We start from the raw sequence: 20,987 nt of genomic DNA, 5'->3' as shown, positions 1-20,987 counted from the left end.
ACCGGGCCAGCATCAAAGTGGCCCGTTTATCGCCTGAAACGCCTCTATCTTGCGGCCTCCGCGTTCTTGTCGGCCGCCGGGCCGCGCGCATAGCGGACGATCACCTCCGACAGTTTGGCCAGGGGCTCGGTGCTCTGCGCCGCTCCCATGCGCAGGGCTTCCTTGGGCATGCCGAAGACCACGCAGCTGGCCTCGTCCTGGGCCACGGTGCGCGCGCCGGCCTCGCGCATGGCCAGCAGGCCGCGCGCGCCGTCGTCGCCCATGCCGGTCATGATCACGCCCAGGGCGTTGTGCCCGGCGTGGCGGGCGACGGAGCGGAACAGAACGTCCACCGAGGGCTTGTGGCGGTTGACGTGGGGGCCGTCGAGCACCTCGACGAAGTACTGCGCGCCGCTGCGCTTGAGCTGCATGTGGTGCCCGCCGGGGGCGACCAGGGCCAGCCCCGGGCGCACGCGGTCCATGTGCCGGGCTTCGCGCACGTCGATCTCGCACACGCTGTTCAGGCGCTGGGCGAAGGCGGCGGTGAACTTCTCCGGCATGTGCTGGACGATGACGATGCCGGGGCAATCCACCGGCAGCTGGCGCAGCACCACCTCCAGGGCCTGGGTGCCGCCGGTGGAGGTGCCCAGGGCGACCACGCGGTCGGTGGTGGCGTAGCCGGTGGGGCGTGCCGAAGGGTCGGCCGGAGCCGCCGCCGGCGTGGCCTTGGCCGGGGGTGGGGGTGGCGCGCTGCGCGGCATGGCATGGGGGTGGCTGCGGGCGGCCAGCTCGATCTGCCGGATGAGGTCGCCGGACAGCTGCTGCAGGCTGTCCTTGAGCCCCTGGCGCGCCTTGGTGAAGACGCCGACGGCGCCAGCGGCCAGGGCTTCGAGGGTGATGGCCGCGCCGGCTTCGGTGAGGGTCGAGCAGATGATCGAGGGCGTGGGCCGCTCGGCCATGATCTTGCGCAGGAAGGTGATGCCGTCCATGCGCGGCATCTCGACGTCGAGGACCAGCACGTCGGGCCACTGCTTGCGCATCTTGTCCAGGGCGAACAGCGGGTCGGCGGCCTGGCCGATGACCTGGATGCCGGGGTGGTTGTCCAGGCAGGCGGTGAGCACCTGCCGCACCAGGGCGGAGTCGTCGACGATGAACACCTTGATCGGGTTCGGGGCGGGTCTGCTGAGCGGGCTCATGTGCGTTGGAATACCGAGGGCCGCACTGCACGCAGCGGCAGGTTGAAGCCATGCAGGCTTTCCGCATGGCCGATGAAGAACAGGCCGTCCGGGCGGAGGCGCTCCACCAGGCGCGCGACCATGGCGCGCTTTTCCTCCTGGCCGAAGTAGATGAGCACGTTGCGCAGGAAGATCACGTCGAAGGGGCCGATCTCCCTGGGGATCGGCCGGGTCAGATTGAGTTCGGCGAAGGCCACCCGGTGGCGCAGGGTCTGGCTCATGCGGAACAGCCCCTCGCTTTCCTCCACGCCCTTGAGGCAGTGGCGCTTGAGCCAGCCGGTGGGGAAGTTCTCCGCCTGCTCCATGGGGTAGGTGGCCAGGCGCGCCTTTTCCAGCACGCGGCGGCTGAGGTCGCTGGCGAAGATCGACCAGTCCTGGGTGCGGGCGTTCTCGGCCAGGGTCATGGCCATGCTGAAGGCCTCCTGGCCGGAGGAGCTGGCGGCGCTCCACAGGTGCAGCGGGCGGCGCTGGCGGGCCACCCATTCGCCGAGCAGCTTGAAGTGCTGCGGCTCGCGGAAGAAGTAGGTCTCGTTGGTGGTCAGCAGGTCGATGACGGTGCGCCGTTCCTCCTGGGAGGCGGGATCGTCGAGCACTTTCATGTAGTCGCCGTAGCTGTCCAGCTCCAGGGCGCGCAGGCGGCCCATCAGGCGGCCGGCCATCAGGGTGCGCTTCTGTTCGGCCATGCGGATCCCCGAGGCCTCCAGCATCATCTGCTGGAGGCGACGGAAGTCGCTGTCGCTGAGCTTGGGCAGGTGGCTGGTGGGCATCAGCCGGCCTGCTGGGCGAGGCTCAGCTGGCGGATGTCGTCCAGCGAGAGCACGCGGCGCACGTCGAGGATGATGGTGAAGCCGCGCTCATCGCGAGCCATGCCGGCGATGAAGTCGGTGCGGATGCCGGCGCCGAACGGCGGTGCCTGCTCGACCTTGTCGGACTCGATGTCCAGCACCGCGTCGACGGCGTCCACCACCAGGCCGATGCGCTGCTGCTGGTCATCCAGGTTCAGCTCGATGATGACGATGCAGGTGCGCTTGTTCGGCACGCTCAGCTCGAAGCCGAAGCGTGCCGCCAGATCCAGCACCGGCACCACGTTGCCGCGCAGGTTGATCACCCCGTGGATGAAGGGCGGCATCATCGGCACGGTGGTCACCTGGCCGTACTCGATGATCTCGCGCACCAGGTCGATGGGCAGGGCGTAGCGCGCCTGGCGCACCCGGAACGACAGGTGCTGGATGCTGGTGGGCAAGGCCACCGGCACCATGGCCTTGGCTTCGTTCATGCCGCCTCCTCAGTTGAAGCTGACGAACTGGCCTTCATCGGCCAGCGGCTGGTTCGGTTTGCGCGGGGCCGGGCGGCGCAGTTCGCGCACGTTGCCGGGGCCACGGTCGTTGCGCACCACGGGCAGCTTGCTGGCGTGGGCGGCGCTCTCCAGGCGGAAGTAGCCGATCAGCTCCTGCAGCTGGCTGGCCTGGGCGTTCATCTCCTCGGCGGTGGCCGCCAGTTCCTCGGAGGCGGAGGCGTTCTGCTGGGTGATCTGGTTCATCTGGCCCATGGCGATGTTGATCTGCGCGGCGCCGGTGGTCTGCTCCTGGGACGCGGCGGTGATCTCCTGCACCAGGTCGGAGGTCTTCTGGATGTTGGGCACGATCTGGTCGAGCAGGGCGCCGGCCTGCTCGGCCAGCTGCACGCTGTTGCTGGCCACGCCGCCGATCTCCTGGGCGGCCACCTGGCTGCGCTCGGCGAGCTTGCGCACCTCGGCGGCGACCACCGCGAAGCCCTTGCCGTGGTCGCCCGCGCGGGCGGCCTCGATGGCGGCGTTGAGGGCCAGCAGGTTGGTCTGGTAGGCGATGTCGTCGATGATGCCGATCTTGTCGGCGATCTGCTTCATGGCCTGGACCATCTCGCGCACCGCCTGGCCGCCCTGAACGGCGTCGTTGGCGGCCTTGCCGGCGATGCCGTCGGTGATCTGCGCGCTCTCGGTGTTCTGCGCGATGGAGGCGGACATCTGCTCGACCGAGGCGGTGGTCTCCTCGACGCTGGCGGCCTGTTCGGTGGCGGCCTGGCTGAGGGACTGCGAGGTGGCGCTGACTTCCTCGGAGGCCGAGGACAGCGAGTCGGCGGCGCTGCGCACGTCGGCCATGACGCTGCGCAGGCGCTCGGTCATGTGCTGCATGGAGGCCAGCAGGCGCCCGGTCTCGTCGCGGCTTTCGGATTCGACGTTCACCGTCAGGTCACCCTCGGCCAGGCTGTTGGCCACGCCCATGGCGCGGTTCAGCGGACGCGAGATGGAGCGGGTGACAAGGATGCCGATGGCGAAGCCGACTGCGGCGGCGATCAGGATCAGCGCGATCATCTGGGTCCGCGAACCCTCGTAGATGTCGGTGATGGTGCTGTTGGCGTCCTTGGCGCGGGATTTCTTCTGCACCACCAGCTCGCTGATGGTGGCGTCGGCGGCATTGCCCTGGGCGCGCAGCTGCGGCATCAGCGCGGTGGCCTCGGTGCTCTGCGCCAGGGCGGCGTTCTTGTTCGCCTCGAGCATCTGCAGCACGATTTTCTCGTATTCGGCCAGTTGCGTGTCGAGGGCGGCGAGCTTGGCGAGGGACTGCTCGCTCTCGAAGCTGCCGCGCGCCTTGTCGAGGTTCTCGTGCAGGTTCTTCATCGCCTCGTGGACCTGCGCGGCGGTGGCGTCACGCTCCTGCTGGGAAGACGACAGCAGGTTGCTGCGCAGGTGGCGGCCCATGTAGATGAGGTCCATGTTGGCGTTCATCATGGTTTCCAGGGCGGCCATCTCGCGGCTGTACATCTGGTCGGAGAGGTCGTTGACCTTGCCCAGGTTGACGATGCCCAGGACCCCCACCACGGCGGTCAGGAGCACCACCAGGGAAAAGCCGGCGATCAGCCTTACGCCGATCTTCAGGTTGCTGATGAATTGCATGGCGGTGTTCTCCTACGAGCCCGCGAGGTCGGGGCGCGGTTGGGTTGAAAGGGTACGGGCGTCGGCGTCGACGCGTCCTTGCAGGTGGCGGAACAGGCTGGCGATATCGAGGATCAGGGCGACCTGCCCGGAGCCGAGGATGGTGGAACCGCTGATGCCTTCCAGGTGCTGGAACAGCAGGCCGAGCGGCTTGATCACCGTCTGCAGCTCGCCGTGCAGGTTGTCGACGACCAGCCCGGCCTGTTGGCGCCCCAGGCTGACGACCACGATGTTGCGCCGCTTGCCGCGCTGCACCGGCAGCTCGAAATGCGCGGCGAGGTCGATGCAGGGCAGGGGCCGGCCGCGCAGGTCGAGGTAGCCGTAGGCGGCCTCGGCCAGCTGCCCGTCTTCCAGCTCCAGGCACTCGGTGACCATGTCCAGCGGCACCACGAAGTGTTCTTCGCCCAGGCTCACCAGGAAGCCGTCGATGATCGCCAGGGTCAGCGGCAGGCGGATGCGGAAGGTGCAGCCCAGGCCCGGCCGCGAGTCGATCTCGATGCTGCCGCGCAGGGCGTCGATGGCGCTGCGCACCACGTCCATGCCGACGCCGCGCCCGGAGAGGTCGGAGACGTTGTCGGCGGTGGAGAAACCGGCGGCGAAGATCAGCCGCTGGATGTCGTGCTCGGGCAGGTTCGCCTGCGCATCGATCAGGCCACGGGCGATGGCCTTCTCGCGGATGCGCGCGGTGTTCAGGCCGTGGCCGTCGTCGGCCACCTCGATGACGATCATCCCCGACTCGTGGAAGGCGTTGAGGCTCAGCCGGCCCTCGGCGCTCTTGCCGGCGGCCAGGCGCTGCTCGGCGGATTCGATGCCGTGGTCGATGGCGTTGCGCACCAGGTGGGTGAGGGGATCGGCGAGCTTGTCGATCACCGACTTGTCCAGCTCGGTCTCGGCACCGCGGATCTCCAGGCGGATGTCCTTGCCCAGTTGCTGGCTGACGTCGCGCACCACGCGGTGGAAGCGGTTGAAGGTGTCGCCGATCTCGATCATGCGCAGCTTCAGCGCCGCCTCGCGGATCTGCTCGACGCGCTGGTTGACCGTCTGCGCGCCTTCCAGGCACAGGGCGTTGCCGTGCATCTGCGCCTGCAACTGGGCCCCGGCGGCGCTGATGACCAGCTCGCCGACCAGGTTGATCAGCTCGTCGAGCTTGTGCGCGGCGACGCGGATCTGGCTGCTTTCCTGGACCTTGCGCTCGCGCGAGCTCTTCTGCTTGGCCAGGGCGGCGTTGACCGCCTGCGGGGCGACGATGCCTTCTTCCACCAGCACCGCGCCCAGGGCCGGCTTGAGTTCGGCGGCCCCGGCCTGCAGGGCCAGGCCCTGGGCCAGTTCGTGCTCGGTGAGCAGGCCGCTGGCGACGAGGATGGCGCCGATGCGCTGGTCGGTCTCGGGCAGCGCCTGGATCAGGCGGATGTAGTCGTCCAGCGCGCTGTCGGGCGGCAGGATGCGCAGGGTGCAGAAGTCGTGGATGAAGTCGAAGACGTCCTCGATCTCGGCCTTGGTGGCGTTGCTGAGCAGGTCGATCTCCATGCCCAGGTAGCAGCTTTCCGGGTCCAGCTCGGCCAGGGGCGGCAGGGCGTCGTCGATCACCTGCAGGTGCAGCACCTCGCCCAGGCGGCCGAGGTACTGGACGAAGGCGATGGGGTCGAAACCGTTGCGCAGCAGGTCGGCATGGAAGCGCAGGGAGATGTGCCAGGCACCGTCCCTGGCCGAGCCGGCCTCGGCAGGCGGCGTGGCCTCGGCGGGCGCCGCGTGCGCCGGGGCGGCCGCGCCGAGGTGGGCGGCGAGCTCGCCGAGGAGCTCGGTCTGGTGCTGTTCGTCCACCGGCAGCTCACCGGTTTCCGGGTCGATCAGGGCGATCATCGAGACGATCTCGTCGAGGCAGCGCAGCATCAGCGAGACCAGCGACGGGTCGAGCGCGCGGTGGCCGTCGCGCACCGCCATCAGGAGGTTCTCCAGGTGGTGGGTGAAGCTCACCAGGGGCGTGAGGGAGAACAGGCCGGCCGAGCCCTTGAGGGTGTGCATGGCCCGGAACAGGCCGTTGATGGCGGCCGCGTCGTCGGGCTGCTGGTCGAGTTGCAGCAGGTACTCCTCGGCCTGCTTGCCGAGGTCACGGGCCTCTTCGATGAAGCCCAGCAGCAGCTGGCTCCACTGTTCTCCGTTGAGCATCGGGCGCCTCCGTTCAGGCCGCTGCCGGCTGCTCGCCGGGCAGCAGCACGTCGAGGCGCAGCAGGCTGACGACTTCCAGCGCAGCGCCTTGCAGGTTCACCACCTCGACCGTGTTGCCGGCCAGCACCAGTTGGCGGCGCAGGCCGAGCAGCAGTTGCACGCCGGCGCTGTCCAGTTCCTCCAGCTCGGCGAGGTCCAGGCGCCAGGCTTCCACCCGGGCATTGGCCGCGAGCAGGGCCAGGAGCTCGCCATGGGCCTGGGCCACCTCGTAGATGGTCAGGCTGCCACCCAGGGCGAGGCGCGCGGGGCTGGCGGCGGTGTCGAACTCGATGGCGAGCATCTCAGCCCACCAGCTTTTCGACGGCGGCCAGCAACTGCTGGGGCTGGAACGGCTTGACGATCCAGGCGCGCGCACCGGCGGCCTGGCCCTCGGCCTTCTTGCTCTGCTCGCTCTCGGTGGTGAGCATGACGATGGGGGTGAAGCGGTAGTCCTTGTGCGCCTTGATCTCCTTGACCAGGCCGATGCCGTCGAGGTTGGGCATGTTCACGTCGCTGATGATCAGGTTGATCTTCTGCCCGTTGAGCTTGGTCAGGGCGTCGCGTCCGTCGACGGCTTCGATGACCTGGTGGCCGGCGCCGCCGAGGGTCATCTTCACCAGTTGGCGCATCGACGAGGAGTCGTCGACTATCAGGATGGTCTTGGCCATGGGGCCTCCAATGATCAGAAAAAGGTGACTTCGCTGTTCTGCGCAGGCTGGCCGCGACGGCCGGTGCGCTCTTCGTCCGTGGTGAACTGCCGGCGCAGCTCGGTGAGCCAGCGCTGCGGCTGGCCGATGATCGGGTCCTGGTCGCGCAGGGCATGCAGCAGGCGCTCGAGGTCGTTCTGCAGGTGGTCGAGCATCTGGTCGGTGCGGTCCTGGAACTGCAGGCTGACTACGATCTCCTGGATGTCCGCCTGGGTGGTGCGGGCGTCGCGCTGCAGCTCGCGGGAGGTGTCGGTGAGTTCGTCGAGGTTGGCGCTGAGGCCCTGCATGATGTCGCCGGCCACCTGGTCCAGGTAGCGCAGGTTGCTTTCCTCGCTGGCCGAGAGCTCCTCGGCGGCGCTGACGGTGGAGCGGATCGCCTGGTTGATCTCGCCGACCTTCTCGACCATGCGCTGGCCGGTTTCGGCGGAGAGGCTGGAGAGCTTGCGCACCTCGTCCGCCACCACCGAGAAGCCGCGCCCGTAGTCACCGGCGCGCGCCGCTTCGATGGCCGCGTTGAGGGCCAGCAGGTTGGTCTGGCTGGCGATGTCCTGGACGTGCTTGGACATGCTCTGCAATTCGCTGGCGTAGCTGTTGAGGTGGCCGATGGTGGCCAGCAGCTCGTTCTTGTGGGCGGTGGCCTGGTGGAAGGCGGTGGTGACTTCGTCCAGGCGTTGCTGGGCCTGGCGCAGGTTGTCGGTGACGCCGGCCCCGCCGATCACGTTCTCGGAGCGTTGCAGGGTCTGGTCGAGGCGCTGGGCCAGGCTGGCGAAGCGACCGAACAGCTGGCTGACGTTGCCGCTCACCAGTTCGCGCACCTGGCCGATGTTCTGGCCCCAGGCGGGCAGTACCGCGCTGAGCAGGGGTTGGCAGTCGGTGGGCGGCGGCTCGACGCGGGTCGGCGCCGCTTCCACCACCACCGGTGCGCGGGGGCGCATGAGGAGGGCGGCGACGGCGGCCAGGGCGATACCGGCTCCCGCGACCCAGGGCATCTCCAGCCCCAGGCCGGCGAGACCGAGGAGGAGGGCGAACCAGAGAACGGAATAGGCCAGCACGGCAGAGTCCCGGTAGTGGAGTGATACCGGGAACGATAGGGGGTGCGCTGCTTCGTCGAAATCGGGGTGGCCCCTAGGGTGGCCTAGGGGAATCCCGCCATGCGGCAGTGGCGCGGCCGATCAGGGCACGCAGTCGCTGATCACCAGGCGGTTGCGACCCTGGGCCTTGCCCTGGTAGAGGCGCTTGTCGGCGCGGCGATAGAGCTCGTCGCCGCTGTGGCCGTCGGTCCGCCATTCGGCCAGGCCGAAGGTGGCGGACAGCGGGATGCCGTGCTCGCCGTATTGCAGCGGCGAGCGCTGCAGGTCGTGGCGCAGTTCCTCGACCAGGCGCGCGGCGTCGTCGCGGGTGGTCCGGCCCAGCAGCAGGCCGAACTCCTCGCCGCCGAGGCGGCCGATCAGGTCGGTGGCGCGCAGCCGTTGCTGCAGGCGCTGGCAGATATGGCGCAGGGCCTGGTCGCCGGCGTCGTGGCCCCAGCGGTCGTTGACCTGCTTGAAGTCGTCGACGTCGAGCACCACCAGCACCAGGCCGGCGCCCGTGCGCTCGGCGTCGCGGATGCTCTGTTCCAGGGCCTGCTGGAAGAAGGCGCGGTTGGCCACGCCGGTGAGGGCGTCGCTCTGCGCCAGGCGCCGCAACTGGGCGTGGGCGATCGCCCGGCGGGCCTCGTAGATGTGCATGAAGGCCAGGATCAGCAGGCCGCAGAGCATGGCGTTGCCCAGGTCGATCAGGCCCTTGGCGTCGGGCTGTGGCGGAAAACGCAGCAGGTAGGCGATCACCGCCAGGACCAGATAGGGGATGGCCAGGAGGAAGCCGCGCAGCTTGCCCAGCAGCAGGTAGGAGAGCACCGGCACCAGGTAGATCCAGACGAAGGCGGTGGGCGAGGCGCCGGGCATGACGATGATGTAGAGGAGGAAGCTGAAGGTCGGCAGCAGGTAGGCGTAGAGCCAGGGCGTGAGCACCCGGACGTGGCGGATGCGCTGGCAGGCCCAGCCGAGCAGGGCGGTGGTGGTCATCTCCAGCAGGGACAGGAGCAGGTTGCCGGCGAGGAACTGCAGCACCGAGAAGCAGGCCAGGGTCAGGGCGGTGGAGGCGAAGATCAGCCGCACCAGGGCACGCTGGTCGGCGTCTTCCAGACCGGGGGGGCTGTGATGGGGTTGCTGCATCGCGGGCTCATCCGCAGGCCGTGAGCGCCTAGGCTATCGCAGGGCATCGGCGCGCCGTTAGCCTTTCCTCCGGTTTCGCCGGTCCCGCGCGCAGGGCATTCGCGCCAGTGGATGATCCACTCGTCCTACGGCGTGTGTAGAGCATTGCCGTAGGCATTCGCCTCAATTACTGTATGTGCATACAGTAATTCGTGCCGAGCTTCCCATGCCTGCCTCCTTTCCTTTCGCCTTCACGGGCCGCCTTCGCCGGGAGGGCGCCTGATGGGCGCCGTGGTCGCCCTCGACGCGCTGCTGGACGAGCGGCGCGTCTGGAAGGGCCAGGCCAGTGCGCTGCCGGTCGGTGCGCAACCCACGGGGCATGGCGCGCTGGATGCGGCGCTGCCTTCGGGCGGCTGGCCGGAGTCGGCCCTCAGCGAAATCCTCGTGCCGGGCGCGGGGCTGGGTGAGTTGCACCTGCTCTGGCCGACCCTGGCGCGGCTCACCGCCAGCGCCGAACGGGTGGTGCTGGTAGGCGCGCCCTACCTGCCTTACCCCCAGGCCTGGCAGGCCGCGGGGGTGGATCTGCGCTGGCTGGTGCTGGTCGAGGTCGAGGGCCGCGACGCCCTCTGGGCGGCCGAGCAGTGCCTGCGCTCGGGCAGCTGCGGCGCCGTGCTCTGCTGGCCGCGCCAGGCGGACGACCGTGCCCTGCGCCGGTTGCAGGTGGCGGCGGAAACCGGGCAGACCCTGGGCTTCGCCTATCGGCCCCTGCAGGAAGCCCTCAACCCGTCGCCCGCCGCCCTGCGCCTGGCACTGGACGGCCCGGGCCGGGTGCGCGTGCTCAAGTGCCGGGGTGGCCTGGCGCCGACCGGCACCCTGGCCCTTGCGGGGCACTGATGCGCTGGGCCTGCATCCTGCTGCCGCAGCTGGCGCTGGACGCCGTGCTGCGTCGCCGCGACGACCCCGAAGCGCCCCTGGCCCTGGTCACCGGCACGCCCCAGCGCCGCGTGCTGCAGGCGGTCAACCCGGCCGCGCGGGCCCTGGGGCTGCGCCCGGGCATGGGCCTGACCGCCGCCCACGCGCTGGCCCGCGACTTCGCCCAGGCCGAGTACGACGCCGGGGAGATCGAGCACTGGCAGCGCTTTCTCGCTGCCTGGGGCTACGGCTTCAGCTCCCATGTCAGCCTGCGCTACCCCCGCGTGCTGTTGCTGGAGATCGCCTCCAGCCTGGCGCTGTTCGGGCCCTGGCCGCGCTTCGAGGCGCGCCTGCGCGAGGAGCTGGCGGCGCTCGGCTTCCGTCATCGGATCGTGGTGGCGCCCAATCCGGTGGCGGCACGCATGCTGGCCAACATCCACGACGGCCTGGCGGTGGAAGAGGGCGCAGCCCTGCACGAGGCGCTGGAGCGCATGCCGGTGGAGCGGGCCGGCTTCGAGCCGGAGGTGTCCACGGCCCTGGGACGCATGGGGCTGCGGCGCATGAAGCAGGTCCTGGCGCTGCCCCGCGAGACCCTGGCCAAGCGCTTCCCCGCACGGGTGCTGCAGCACCTGGACGAACTGCAGGGGCGCCGCGCCGTGGCCTTGGTCTGCTACCTGCCGCCGGATGAATTCGATGCACGCATCGAGCTCAACTTCGAGGTGGAATCGAACCAGGCGCTGCTGTTCCCCCTGCGCCGCCTTACCTCGGACCTCGCCGCCTTCCTCGCCGGGCGCGACAGCGGTGTGCAGCGCTTCGTCCTGCACCTGCAGCACGCCAGCCAGGCGGACAGCCAGGTGCCGGTGGGCCTGCTGGGTGCCGAGCGCGACCCGGCGATGCTCTTCGAGCTGGCCCGTGGGCGCCTGGAGCAACTGCAGGTGGTGGCGCCGGTGCGCGCCTTGCGCCTGGTGGCCCGCGACCTGCCGCGCTTCGTGCCCGAGCACCGCGAACTGTTCGACCCGCGACCGCAGCAGAACCTGCCCTGGGAGGCCTTGCGCGAACGCCTGCGCGCGCGCCTGGGCGATGACGCCGTGCAGGGCCTCAAGGCCCATGCCGACCACCGCCCCGAGCATGCCTGGCGCCTGGGTGTGGACGGCCAGGCCGGGCCGCTGCTGCAGGGGCCGCCTCGGCCCGGCTGGCTGCTGCGCGAGGGCCAGCCGCTGCGCGAGTTCGCCCCGCGCATCCTCGCCGGGCCGGAGCGGGTGGAATCCGGCTGGTGGGATGGCGACGACCAGCGCCGCGATTACTACCAGCTGGAAACCCGCGACGGCCGCCGCGCCTGGGCCTGGTGCCCGGCGGGGGAGATCGGCCCCTTCACCCTGCTCGGGTGGTTCGCATGAGCGCCGGGTACGCCGAGCTGCACTGCCTGTCCAATTTCAGCTTCCAGCGCGGGGCCTCCAGCGCCGCCGAGCTGTTCGAGCGGGCGAAGCAGCAGGGCTACGTGGCCCTGGCGATCACCGACGAATGCACCCTGGCCGGCATCGTGCGGGCCTGGCAGGCGGCCAAGGCGAGCGAGCTGCCCTTGATCGTCGGCAGCGAGATGAGCATCGACAACGGCCCGCGCCTGGTGCTGCTGGTGGAAAGCCTCGCCGGCTACCAGCACCTGTGCCGGCTCATCACCCGGGCCCGGCGGCGTGCTGCCAAGGGTGAATACCGCCTGCTGGCGGAGGATTTCGACGGCGCCCTGGATGGCCTGCTGGCCCTCTGGCTGCCCGGCGAGCCGGCGGACGAGGAGCAGGGCCGCTGGTTGCGGGCCCGCTTCCCCGGGCGCCTGTGGCTGGCGGTGGAGCTGCACCGGGGGCCGGACGACGCCGGCCGGCTGGCCCGCCTGCAGGCCCTGGCCGGTGAACTGGCCATCCCCGCCGTGGCGGCGGGCGACGTGCACATGCACGCCCGGGGCCGCCGCGCCCTGCAGGACTGCATGACCGCCATCCGCCACCACTGCACCCTGGCCGAGGCCGGGCAGCGGCTGTTCCCCAACGGCGAGCGCCACCTGCGCTCACGGGCGGTGCTGGAGCGCTTCTACCCGCCGGCGTTGCTGGCCGAGACCCTGGTGATCGCCGCGCGCTGCCGCTTCGACCTGGGCGAGATCAACTACCAGTACCCGCGCGAGCTGGTGGCGGAGGGGCATACGCCGGTGAGCTGGTTGCGGCAGCTGGTGGCGGAAGGCATCGCCTGGCGCTGGGGAGGGAAAGCCAGTGAAAAGGCGCTGGAGCAGATACGCCACGAGCTGGAACTGATCGAGGAGCTGGGCTACGAGAGCTACTTCCTCACGGTGCACGACATCGTCCGCTTCGCCCGCAGCCGACACATCCTCTGCCAGGGCCGCGGCTCGGCGGCCAACTCGGTGGTGTGCTTCGTGCTCGGCATCACCGAGCTGGACCCGAGCCGCTTCAACCTGCTGTTCGAGCGCTTCCTGTCCAAGGAGCGCAAGGAGCCGCCGGATATCGACGTCGACTTCGAGCACGAGCGCCGCGAGGAGGTGATGCAGTACGTGTTCCGCCGTTATGGTCGCGGCCGCGCCGCGCTCACCGCCGTGGCCAGCACCTACCACGGCACCGGGGCGGTGCGGGATATCGCCAAGGCACTGGGCCTGCCGCCGGACCAGGTCAACGCCCTGGCCGACTGCTGCGGCAGCTGGAGTGACCACGCACCGCCCGTGGATCGCCTGCTGGAGGCCGGCTTCGACCCGGAAAGCCCGGTGCTGCGCCGCGTGCTGGCGCTGACCCAGGAACTGATCGGTTTTCCCCGGCACCTGTCGCAGCACCCGGGCGGCTTCGTCATTTCCGAGGCACCGCTGGACACCCTGGTGCCGGTGGAGAACGCCAGCATGGCCGAGCGCACCGTGGTGCAGTGGGACAAGGACGACCTCGACGCCCTGGGCCTGCTCAAGGTGGACGTGCTGGCCCTGGGCATGCTCACCACCCTGCGCCGCTGCTTCGGGCTGATCGAGCGCCATCGCGGCAGGAAATTGACCTTGGCGAAGCTGCCCAAGGAAGACGCCGCCACCTACGAAATGATCAGCCGCGCCGACACCATCGGCGTGTTCCAGATCGAGTCCCGCGCGCAGATGGCCATGCTGCCGCGCCTGCGGCCGAAAGAGTTCTACGACCTGGTGATCCAGGTGGCCATCGTGCGGCCGGGGCCGATCCAGGGGGACATGGTCCATCCCTACCTGCGGCGGCGGAACAAGGAGGAAAACGAGGACTATCCCTCCGAGGAGCTGAAGACGGTGCTCCAGCGCACCCTCGGTGTCCCGCTGTTCCAGGAACAGGTGATGCAGATCGCCATGGTGGCGGCCGAGTACACGGCCGAGGAGGCGGACGGCTTGCGCCGCTCCATGGCCGCCTGGAAGCGCCATGGCGGCCTGGAGCCCCATCGCATCCGCCTGACCGAGCGCATGCTGGAAAAGGGGTACGAGCTGGCATTCATCCAGCGCCTCTTCGAGCAGATCAAGGGCTTCGGCAGCTACGGCTTCCCCGAGTCCCATGCCGCCAGCTTCGCCCTGCTGGCCTACGCCAGCAGCTGGCTCAAGTGCCACGAGCCGGCGATCTTCGCCTGCGCCCTGGTCAACAGCTGGCCCATGGGCTTCTACACCCCCGACCAGGTGCTGCAGGACGCCCGCCGCCACGGCATCGAGGTGCGCCCGGTGGATGTGCGCCACAGCGACTGGGATTGCGACCTGGAACCCGATGCGCGCGGGCGCCTGGCCATCCGCCTGGGGCTGCGCATGGTCAAGGGCTTCAACGAGGAGGCGGCCGGGCGCATCTCCGCCGCCCGCGCCGTCCGCGCCTTCGACGACGTGGCCGACCTCTGCCACCGCGCCCGCCTGGATGCCCGTGCCCGCGAACGCCTGGCCGATGCCGGCACCCTGCGCGGCCTGGCCGGCCATCGCCACCGGGCGCGCTGGGCGGTGGCGGCGGTGGAGGAGGAGCTGCCGCTGTTCGCCGGCCTGCCGCAGCAGGCCGAGCTGCCGGTGGACCTGCCGCTGCCCAGCCGGGGCGAGGACCTGTACGCCGACTACGACACCCTGGGCACCACCCTCGGCCCCCATCCCCTGGCCCTGCTGCGCGGCGCCCTGGCCAGGCGGCGCTGCCGCAGCTCGCGCGACCTGGCCAACACTGAACATGGCCAGGCGGTGAGCGTGGCCGGCCTGGTCAAGGGCCGCCAACGCCCGCAGACCGCCAGCGGGGTGGTCTTCGTCACCCTGGAAGACGAGTTCGGCATGGTCAACGTGGTGGTCTGGCACGACATCGCCGTACGCCAGCGCCGCGTGCTGGTGGGCTCGCAGATGCTGCAGGTGGACGGCCGCCTGGAGACCAAGGACGGCGTGCGCCACCTCATCGCCCGTCGCCTGCACGACCTCAGCCCGCTGCTGGCGGGGCTGGATGTGCGCAGCCGGGATTTCCATTGAGAAGCATCGCGAATGAATTCGCTTCCACAGGACGGCTCATCGCATGGACATGACCACTGTGTAGGGTGGAGGTCGCTCTTTACCTCCACCGGCGGCGCTGCCGGCTAGCCCGCATGGTGGACCGATGGAGCGCGGTCCACCCTACATTACGGGGTGGTTCGGAGCTGCTGGTGGCTGCGCATCGCGAATGAATTCGCTCCCACAGGGCGGCTCATCGCATGGACATGACCACTGTGTAGGGTGGAGGTCGCTCTTTACCTCCACCGGCGGTGCTGCCGGCTAGCTCTACGCCACCCCGGCGGCCGGCCTGTGAATCCAGGTGTAAGGGAAATGAGACAGCTGTCACATGATGGCAACCTGTCACTGCTTGAATGACGCCCATTCTCAGTGGAAGGAGCCTTGGATCATGGCAGCCGAAAGCAGTCTGGCGCGCCTGCTCAAACCCGTCGCGGGGCTGGAACCGGCGATGAGCATCAGCGATGTGGCCGACCGGCTGCTGACCGCCGAGCACAAGAACTTCCTTTCCCTGCCGGTGGTGGATACCGAGGACCGGCCGCTGGGCCTGGTGAGCCGCTACGCCCTGCAGGACATCTTCATGCAGCGCTTCGGCCGCGACCTCTGGGGGCGCCGCCCGGTGAGCGAGGTGATGAACGGATCGCCCCTGGTACTGAGCCTGGAGATGAGCCTGGAACAGGCGGCCAAGCAGATCACCGCCGAGCTGCAGTACCCCATCACCGAGGACTTCATCCTGGTGGACGGCGAGGGCCGCTACCAGGGCCTGGGCACGGTGCTCGACCTGCTCAAGGCCATGGAGCTGCGCATCGCCCAGCGCAACCAGGTGCTGCGCAAGGCGCTGGTGGACCTCAAGGAATCCCAGGCCCAGCTGGTGCAGTCGGAGAAGATGGCCTCCCTGGGGCAGATGGTCGCCGGCGTCGCCCATGAGCTGAACACCCCCCTGGGCTATGTGAAGAACAACGTGCAACTGCTCGACCAGCTCACCGCGCCGCTCACCGAGCTGGCCCGCAGCCAGGCCGCCCTGGCCGATTGCTTGCGCGACCCGGATTGCGACGAGCAGCGCCTGGGCGACGCCCTGGACGCCGCCGCGGCGATGCGCGAGCAGGTGGCGCCGGAGCTGTTGGCCGAGGACCTGCGCCAGCTGTTCGGCGACACCCTCTACGGCCTGGAGCAGATCGGCGAGCTGGTGGCCGGGCTCAAGGATTTCGCCCGCCTGGACCGCGCCATGAGCGAGGAAGTGGACCTCAACGACTGCATCCGCAGCGCGCTGTTGATCGCCCGCAACCACATCAAGGACAAGGCCGAGGTGGTCCAGCAGCTCGGCGAGTTGCCGCGCGTGGCCTGTGCGCCGTCGCAGATCAACCAGGTGCTGCTCAACCTGCTGACCAATGCCGCCCAGGCCACGGTCGGCTTCGGTCGCATCCAGCTCAAGAGCTGGGCCGAGGCGGAGTGGGTGTGCATCTCGGTGCAGGACAGCGGCTGCGGCATGGCGCCGGACGTGGTGCGGCGCATCTTCGACCCCTTCTTCACCACCAAGCCGGTGGGCGAGGGCACGGGGCTGGGCCTGTCCATCAGCTACAAGATCATCCAGGACCACGGCGGCAGCATTCGCGTGGCCTCTGAAGTGGGGCGCGGCACGCGCTTCTTCATCCGCCTGCCGCGCGTGCAGGCCCGTGAAATGAAACGGAGCGCCTGAGCCCATGACTTCGCCCATCCGCGTGATGTTCGTCGACGATGAGGAGCGCATCCTGCGCAGCCTCGCCCTGCAGTTCCGCCGTGACTACGAGGTGGTCACCGAAAGCGACCCGCTGCGCGCCCTGGAGCGCCTGGCCCGGGAGCCTGTGCACATCGTCGTCAGCGACCAGCGCATGCCGCAGATGAGCGGCGCCGAGCTCCTGACCCAGGTGCGCGAGATGGCGCCGGACTGCCTGCGCATCCTGCTCACCGGCTACTCCGATCTCGATGCGGCGGTGGAGGCGCTGAACAGCGGCGGCATCTTCCGCTACCTGACCAAGCCCTGGGACCCGCAGGAGATGGCCTTCACCCTGCGCCAGGCGGCGGAGATCGCCGGGCGCCAGGTGCTGGTTCCGGTCGCGCCGCTGCCTGTCGCTACCAAGCCCGTTGCGTTGAGCGTGCTGCTGCTGGACGAGGACCCGGAGACCCTGGCCAGCGTCGCCGACTTCTGCATGGACGGTGGCCACCGCCTGCTGCGTCCGCGCCACCTGGGCGAGGCCGTGGCGATGCTCAACGACGAGCCGGTGGACCTGCTGGTGGGCGACCTGAAGTTCGTCGGCGAAGACACCGCGCCACTGCTCAAGTCCTTGGCCCAGGCCCATCCACGGCTGCTCAGCCTGGTGGTGACGCCGTTCCGCGACACCCAGGCGCTGCTCAAGCTGATCAACGAGGCGCAGATCTTCCGTTACCTGCCCAAGCCGATCCGCCGCGGGCTGTTCGAGAAGGGCCTCAAGGCCGCCGCCGACCAGGCCCAGGCCTGGCGTGCGCAACCGCAGCAGGCCCTGGCCCGCCAGGCCGAGGCGCCCCGCGAGGCGCGCGAACGGGAGAAGGTGGGCAGCCTGCTGGGGATGCTCGGGCGGCTGCGGGAGCGGTTGAGCGCCTGAGCCCTCGACCGTCCCGTTGTCATCCGCATCAATGCTGGCGCATGAGCCCCCTTGAAACCGCTGGTGGGCGCAGCGCCCGGCGCTTGGGCCGCAACCGTCGCCAACCGATCACCACGCCGCTGACGCTGATGGCGAGGCCGCCGAGGCTGAAGGCGATGATCAGCACCTCCCGCAGCAACGGGCGTTCCAGCAGCGGCTGCCAGTCCCAGCTGTGCAGCAGGTTGAACAGCCAGCGACCGGCGCGGCGGTTGTCGTCCAGCACATCCAGCACTGCGCCGCTGTGGGGGTCGATATGCACCCAGCTGTGGCCGGGGTCGTCGAAGGCCAGGCGCAGCAGCGGCAGGCGCTTCGGCTGGCCGCCGTACATGCTGGCTTCGCCGCGCGGGTAGTAATAGGCGTCGTAGGCCTCCAGCCAGGTGGCTTGCGCCGCGGGCCGGGGCGCGGCGGCTTCCAGGGTGCCACGGGGCAGTTGCGCCAGGGCAGGGCCCGTTTCCGCCAGGGGCAACACGCGGCTGTCGCCCCGGGCATCCAGCGCACCGAGGTAGGCCACGCCGCCAAGCATCCGCCATTGCAACTCCGCCGGTTCCAGGCCGGCTTCCCGGAAGCGTTGCAGGGCCTCGTCGACCCCGACCTTGAAGGCGCCGGCCTGCAGCTCGCCGCCCTGGAAATCCCGTGCGGCGAGGGGCGAGCGCCCTTCGGTGAGGTGCCAGGGGCGCATGGACATGAGGCCGCTGAAGATCCAGGCGATCAGCAGCAGGCCGAAGCCCAGCCCGGTGAGGTGGTGCCAGCGGGCGAAGCCGGCCGGGTAGGGCGAGCGCGAGCCGCTGCGGTAGGGCCTGGAGAAGCGCCAGCGCAGCAGGCCGACCACGGCGCCCAGCACGGCCATCGCCGTGGCGGCCAGGGACAGGTAGATGACGATATTGGCCCAGATGCCATCCAGCACGCCGCCGCGCAGCGGGTAGAGCCAGTGCAGCCAGGCGCCCAGGTAGTTCCAGGCGCGTTCGGCACGGCTGGCGTCGCGCACCACCTCGCCGGTGCGCGAGGAGACATAGAGCAGGCTGCGCGCCGCGTCGTCGACCCGCACCTTGTGCAGCGGGCGGTCGGCGTCCAGGGCACGGCTGTGGCTCCACAGGTCCTCGTTCACTTCATCCACGTAATGGGCCTCGGCACCGCTGAACTGCCGCGCGCTGGCCAGGGCCTGCAACGGGCCCTGGGGCGCGAGCAGGCTGCCGTCGCGGGCGTCCACCGCGAGGTTGGCGTCGCGGTAGCCGAGCAGGTAGCGCGGCTCGCCGGCGATGCTCGTCAACCTCAGGCTCAGCGGCGCCTCGCTGCGGCCCGTGGCCTTCAGTGCGACGGCGGGCTCCACGCAGCACCCCGCCGCCAGGGGCGGCAGCGGGGCGAGGCGCTCGGCCTGGGTCAGCTTGGGGTAGCCGACGAAGAGCATGACCATCCCCGAGACGAACCACAGGGCCATGAACAGGCACAGGCCGATGCCCAGCCAGCGGTGCCAGAGGTACAGGTGGCGTTTCATCCAGCGGCCCTCAGAAGCGCATGTCCAGGGCCAGCTCCAGGCTGCGTGGTTCGCCCAGGTAGTACTGCGCGCCAGTCTGGTGGATGAAGCGCGCATAGACCTCGTCGGTGAGGTTGCGCAGGCGCGCGGTGACCTTGGTGTCGGCACTCAGGCGGTGTTCGACGAAGGCGCCGTAGAGGGTGTAGGAGGGCACCCACTGGGTGTTGGCGTTGTTGGCGTAGACCGATGAGACGTAGCGCGCGTCGACGCCGGTGCGCCAGTCCTCGGCCAGCTCGTAGGTCAGCCAGAGGTTGGCCAGGCGATCGGGGATGTTGACCGGGGTCTTGCCCTTGCGCGAGACGTTGGCGCCGCTGACCACTTCGTTGAATTCGTCGAAGCGCGCATCGACCCAGGCGAAATTGCCCTCGACGGTCAGGGCGGGCGTGAGCCGGTAGGAGGCGGCGATCTCGATGCCATCGGAGGTCTGCTGGCCGGCCTGGACGGTGCTGTTGGGGTTGTTGGCGTCGGCGATGGGGAAGTCCTTGCGCACGATGCGGTAGGCGGCGACGGTCGCCGAACCACGGCCTTCATCGAAGTCCAGCTTGCTGCCCACTTCCACCTGGCGCCCGGTGCTCAGGTCGTAGTCGCGGACCTGGGTGAAGCTGGCGCCGGTGAGGGTGCCGCCCGGCGGTTCGGCCGAGGTGCTGTATTGCACGTAGAGGTTGGCGTCGGAGGTGAACTGCCAGACCAGCCCGGCGCGGCCGGTGACGGCGTCCCAGCGGCGCTCGAAGGACGCTGGCGCGTTGGCGCTGACCGCGCCGTGGTTGGTGGCGTCCAGCTCGATGTGGTCGTAGCGCAGGGCGGTGACCAGGGCCAGTTCGTCGGTGAGCTGCTGGCGGTTCTCGGCGAAGCCGGAGGTGGTGCGCACCTCGTTGCTGCGGGCTTTGACCAGGCCGCCGGCCATGCCGGGGATGTCGTCGAAATGGCCGGGGTCGAAGGCGCCGGGCAGAACGGTGTCGAAGATCGCCGAGGGGGAGCGCGGGTAGACCGCCTGCTGGTTGACGCTGTAGTCGAGGCCGAAGGCCCAGTCGCTGGCCCGGCCGAACAGCTCGCCCTTGTGCAGCAGCTCCAGGCGGTTGCCGTTGAGCTCCTGGTCGTGGCGCTGCAGGTAGGCGCCGGTGCGCTGGATGGCGCTGTTGCCGGCGGTGTAGCGATAGGTCTCCAGGTTGCGGTAATCGCGCTGGCCTTCGTAGTGGTAGAAGGTGTTGCGCAGGCTGCTGGCGTCATCGAAACGGTAGTCGGTGATCGAGCGTAGCCAGCGGGTGCGCTGCTCGTAGCGGCCGTCCTCGACGTTGTAGTTGGAGAAGCGGTCGTGGCGGTCGATCTTCAGTTCGCCGGCCTTGGGGTTGAGGGTCGGCGCGCCCCAGTAGGGGCTGTCTTCCTTCTCCTCCAGGTATTCGATGGCCAGGGTGTGGGAGAGGTTGTCGGTGAGGTCGCTGAGCAGGGAGAAGGCGACGTTGCCGGCGCCGCGCTCCTGGCGGTCGATGTAGCCGTTGCCGTCGTTGCGGCTGTAGTCCAGGCGCGCGTAGTGGTGCGGGCCGGGGCCATCGTTGAGCACGCGGTTGACGCCGATGGAGACCTCGCGGTCGTCGAAGCGGGCATAGCGGATGCGCGCCTCGCCGCTGTTCTCGCGGCTGGCCAGGCGGGTGACGTAGTTGAGGCTGCCGCCCACCGAGCCGCTGCCATGGAGGAAGGAGGAGGGGCCGCCGATCAGCTCGACGCGGTCGTAGATCCAGGCGTCCACCGGGCGGTTGGCGCTGGTGTATTGCAGGCTGATGCCGTTGAACAGCTGGTTGACCTGGGCGCCGTTGAAGCCGCGGTAGGCCACGTAGCCGCCCCAGCCGGGCGGGGCCGAGGCGTTGACCCCGGGCAGGGCGTTGGCGACATCGAGGAAGTTGCGCGCGCCGATGCGCTCGATCTTCTCGCGGTCGGCGATGGCCACCGAGGCGGGGTTCTCGCGCGGGCTGAGGCCCAGGCGCGAGGTGCCTTCGGCGGCGGCATCGAGGTCCAGTCCGGGCTTTTCCCGGTCGGCGCTGATGGTGCTGGCGGGCAGTTCCAGGGGGGGCGCTGGCGTGTTGGGCGTAGGCGGGCGAGCAGGCACAGGCCAGCAGC

General features: G+C 69.7%; 16 protein-coding genes. 5 read left to right on the top strand and 11 right to left on the bottom strand.

Translation table 11 applies throughout. From position 1 onward, the window contains the following. Window positions 1–44: 44 nt before the first annotated feature. The 9 genes from HSX14_RS16160 to HSX14_RS16120 all read right to left on the bottom strand — a co-directional run bounded on the left by HSX14_RS16160 (window position 45) and on the right by HSX14_RS16120 (window position 9,310). Entirely contained in the window at window positions 45–1,175 is a 1,131-nt protein-coding gene (locus HSX14_RS16160; RefSeq protein WP_173179940.1) for a protein-glutamate methylesterase/protein-glutamine glutaminase, read from the bottom strand. Beyond that, a complete protein-coding gene (locus HSX14_RS16155; RefSeq protein ID WP_173179938.1) occupies window positions 1,172–1,981 on the bottom strand; it encodes a CheR family methyltransferase in 810 nt (269 codons plus the stop codon). Before HSX14_RS16155 ends, HSX14_RS16160 begins: the two co-directional genes overlap by 4 nt. Continuing rightward, window positions 1,981–2,490 carry a chemotaxis protein CheW gene (locus tag HSX14_RS16150; protein ID WP_228723449.1) on the bottom strand — a complete coding sequence of 170 codons (510 nt, stop codon included), beginning with the start codon at window positions 2,488–2,490 and terminating at the stop codon, window positions 1,981–1,983. Before HSX14_RS16150 ends, HSX14_RS16155 begins: the two co-directional genes overlap by 1 nt. A 9-nt stretch (window positions 2,491–2,499) precedes the next feature. Beyond that, window positions 2,500–4,146, bottom strand: coding sequence for a methyl-accepting chemotaxis protein (locus tag HSX14_RS16145; RefSeq protein ID WP_173179936.1), 1,647 nt, complete (start codon window positions 4,144–4,146; stop codon window positions 2,500–2,502). A 12-nt stretch (window positions 4,147–4,158) separates the two neighbouring features. After that, window positions 4,159–6,351 carry a chemotaxis protein CheA gene (locus tag HSX14_RS16140; protein ID WP_173179933.1) on the bottom strand — a complete coding sequence of 731 codons (2,193 nt, stop codon included), beginning with the start codon at window positions 6,349–6,351 and terminating at the stop codon, window positions 4,159–4,161. Between the two features lie 13 nt (window positions 6,352–6,364). Continuing rightward, window positions 6,365–6,691 (bottom strand): STAS domain-containing protein, encoded by a 327-nt coding sequence (locus HSX14_RS16135; RefSeq protein ID WP_173179931.1) that lies wholly within the window; start codon window positions 6,689–6,691, stop codon window positions 6,365–6,367. Between the two features lies 1 nt (window position 6,692). Beyond that, the gene (locus tag HSX14_RS16130) at window positions 6,693–7,058 is read right to left on the bottom strand and encodes a response regulator (RefSeq protein WP_021221682.1); all 366 of its coding nucleotides are present in this window, start codon (window positions 7,056–7,058) and stop codon (window positions 6,693–6,695) included. 14 nt (window positions 7,059–7,072) lie between these two features. Then, window positions 7,073–8,032 carry a methyl-accepting chemotaxis protein gene (locus HSX14_RS16125; protein WP_228723625.1) on the bottom strand — a complete coding sequence of 320 codons (960 nt, stop codon included), beginning with the start codon at window positions 8,030–8,032 and terminating at the stop codon, window positions 7,073–7,075. A gap of 237 nt (window positions 8,033–8,269) precedes the next feature. Beyond that, the gene (locus HSX14_RS16120; protein ID WP_173179929.1) at window positions 8,270–9,310 is read right to left on the bottom strand and encodes a GGDEF domain-containing protein; all 1,041 of its coding nucleotides are present in this window, start codon (window positions 9,308–9,310) and stop codon (window positions 8,270–8,272) included. Between the two features lie 261 nt (window positions 9,311–9,571). On the opposite strand from HSX14_RS16120, the gene imuA reads away from it, so the two are divergent. The 5 genes from imuA (at window position 9,572) to HSX14_RS16095 (ending at window position 17,305) form a co-directional block, all read left to right on the top strand. After that, a complete protein-coding gene (gene imuA, locus HSX14_RS16115) occupies window positions 9,572–10,183 on the top strand; it encodes a translesion DNA synthesis-associated protein ImuA (RefSeq protein ID WP_173179927.1) in 612 nt (203 codons plus the stop codon). Continuing rightward, on the top strand, window positions 10,183–11,598 hold the full coding sequence (locus HSX14_RS16110) for a Y-family DNA polymerase (RefSeq protein ID WP_173179925.1): 1,416 nt from the start codon (window positions 10,183–10,185) through the stop codon (window positions 11,596–11,598). The genes imuA and HSX14_RS16110 overlap by 1 nt, the downstream gene beginning before the upstream one ends. Further along, window positions 11,595–14,672, top strand: a complete 3,078-nt coding sequence (locus tag HSX14_RS16105; protein ID WP_173179923.1) for an error-prone DNA polymerase — start codon at window positions 11,595–11,597, stop codon at window positions 14,670–14,672. The genes HSX14_RS16110 and HSX14_RS16105 overlap by 4 nt, the downstream gene beginning before the upstream one ends. Before the next feature lie 406 nt (window positions 14,673–15,078). Continuing rightward, window positions 15,079–16,383, top strand: a complete 1,305-nt coding sequence (locus HSX14_RS16100) for a sensor histidine kinase (RefSeq protein ID WP_275672291.1) — start codon at window positions 15,079–15,081, stop codon at window positions 16,381–16,383. Between the two features lie 4 nt (window positions 16,384–16,387). Beyond that, window positions 16,388–17,305, top strand: a complete 918-nt coding sequence (locus tag HSX14_RS16095; protein ID WP_173179921.1) for a response regulator — start codon at window positions 16,388–16,390, stop codon at window positions 17,303–17,305. A 28-nt stretch (window positions 17,306–17,333) separates the two neighbouring features. On the opposite strand, the gene HSX14_RS16090 is transcribed toward HSX14_RS16095, so the two are convergent. Together HSX14_RS16090 and HSX14_RS16085 are read right to left on the bottom strand one after the other, a co-directional pair. Beyond that, on the bottom strand, window positions 17,334–18,836 hold the full coding sequence (locus HSX14_RS16090; protein ID WP_173179919.1) for a PepSY domain-containing protein: 1,503 nt from the start codon (window positions 18,834–18,836) through the stop codon (window positions 17,334–17,336). A 10-nt stretch (window positions 18,837–18,846) separates the two neighbouring features. Then, a complete protein-coding gene (locus tag HSX14_RS16085; RefSeq protein ID WP_173179917.1) occupies window positions 18,847–20,976 on the bottom strand; it encodes a TonB-dependent receptor in 2,130 nt (709 codons plus the stop codon). Between the last annotated feature and the right edge of the window lie 11 nt (window positions 20,977–20,987).

Origin of the sequence: Pseudomonas tohonis, assembly GCF_012767755.2 — a bacterium.
Classification (GTDB): domain Bacteria; phylum Pseudomonadota; class Gammaproteobacteria; order Pseudomonadales; family Pseudomonadaceae; genus Metapseudomonas; species Metapseudomonas tohonis.
The sequence above is the reverse complement of the archived record's forward strand: the minus strand, read 5'-3'. Positions and strand labels throughout refer to the sequence as shown.

What these genes read in the sequence shown, in the direction of transcription:
- HSX14_RS16160 (WP_173179940.1), bottom strand. Translation starts at nt 1,175, where the DNA reads ATGAGCCCGCTCAGCAGACCCGCCCCGAACCCGATCAAGGTGTTCATC.
- HSX14_RS16155 (WP_173179938.1), bottom strand. Translation starts at nt 1,981, where the DNA reads ATGCCCACCAGCCACCTGCCCAAGCTCAGCGACAGCGACTTCCGTCGC.
- HSX14_RS16150 (WP_228723449.1), bottom strand. Translation starts at nt 2,490, where the DNA reads ATGAACGAAGCCAAGGCCATGGTGCCGGTGGCCTTGCCCACCAGCATC.
- HSX14_RS16145 (WP_173179936.1), bottom strand. Translation starts at nt 4,146, where the DNA reads ATGCAATTCATCAGCAACCTGAAGATCGGCGTAAGGCTGATCGCCGGC.
- HSX14_RS16140 (WP_173179933.1), bottom strand. Translation starts at nt 6,351, where the DNA reads ATGCTCAACGGAGAACAGTGGAGCCAGCTGCTGCTGGGCTTCATCGAA.
- HSX14_RS16135 (WP_173179931.1), bottom strand. Translation starts at nt 6,691, where the DNA reads ATGCTCGCCATCGAGTTCGACACCGCCGCCAGCCCCGCGCGCCTCGCC.
- HSX14_RS16130 (WP_021221682.1), bottom strand. Translation starts at nt 7,058, where the DNA reads ATGGCCAAGACCATCCTGATAGTCGACGACTCCTCGTCGATGCGCCAA.
- HSX14_RS16125 (WP_228723625.1), bottom strand. Translation starts at nt 8,032, where the DNA reads ATGCGCCCCCGCGCACCGGTGGTGGTGGAAGCGGCGCCGACCCGCGTC.
- HSX14_RS16120 (WP_173179929.1), bottom strand. Translation starts at nt 9,310, where the DNA reads ATGCAGCAACCCCATCACAGCCCCCCCGGTCTGGAAGACGCCGACCAG.
- imuA (WP_173179927.1), top strand. Translation starts at nt 9,572, where the DNA reads ATGGGCGCCGTGGTCGCCCTCGACGCGCTGCTGGACGAGCGGCGCGTC.
- HSX14_RS16110 (WP_173179925.1), top strand. Translation starts at nt 10,183, where the DNA reads ATGCGCTGGGCCTGCATCCTGCTGCCGCAGCTGGCGCTGGACGCCGTG.
- HSX14_RS16105 (WP_173179923.1), top strand. Translation starts at nt 11,595, where the DNA reads ATGAGCGCCGGGTACGCCGAGCTGCACTGCCTGTCCAATTTCAGCTTC.
- HSX14_RS16100 (WP_275672291.1), top strand. Translation starts at nt 15,079, where the DNA reads ATGGCAGCCGAAAGCAGTCTGGCGCGCCTGCTCAAACCCGTCGCGGGG.
- HSX14_RS16095 (WP_173179921.1), top strand. Translation starts at nt 16,388, where the DNA reads ATGACTTCGCCCATCCGCGTGATGTTCGTCGACGATGAGGAGCGCATC.
- HSX14_RS16090 (WP_173179919.1), bottom strand. Translation starts at nt 18,836, where the DNA reads ATGAAACGCCACCTGTACCTCTGGCACCGCTGGCTGGGCATCGGCCTG.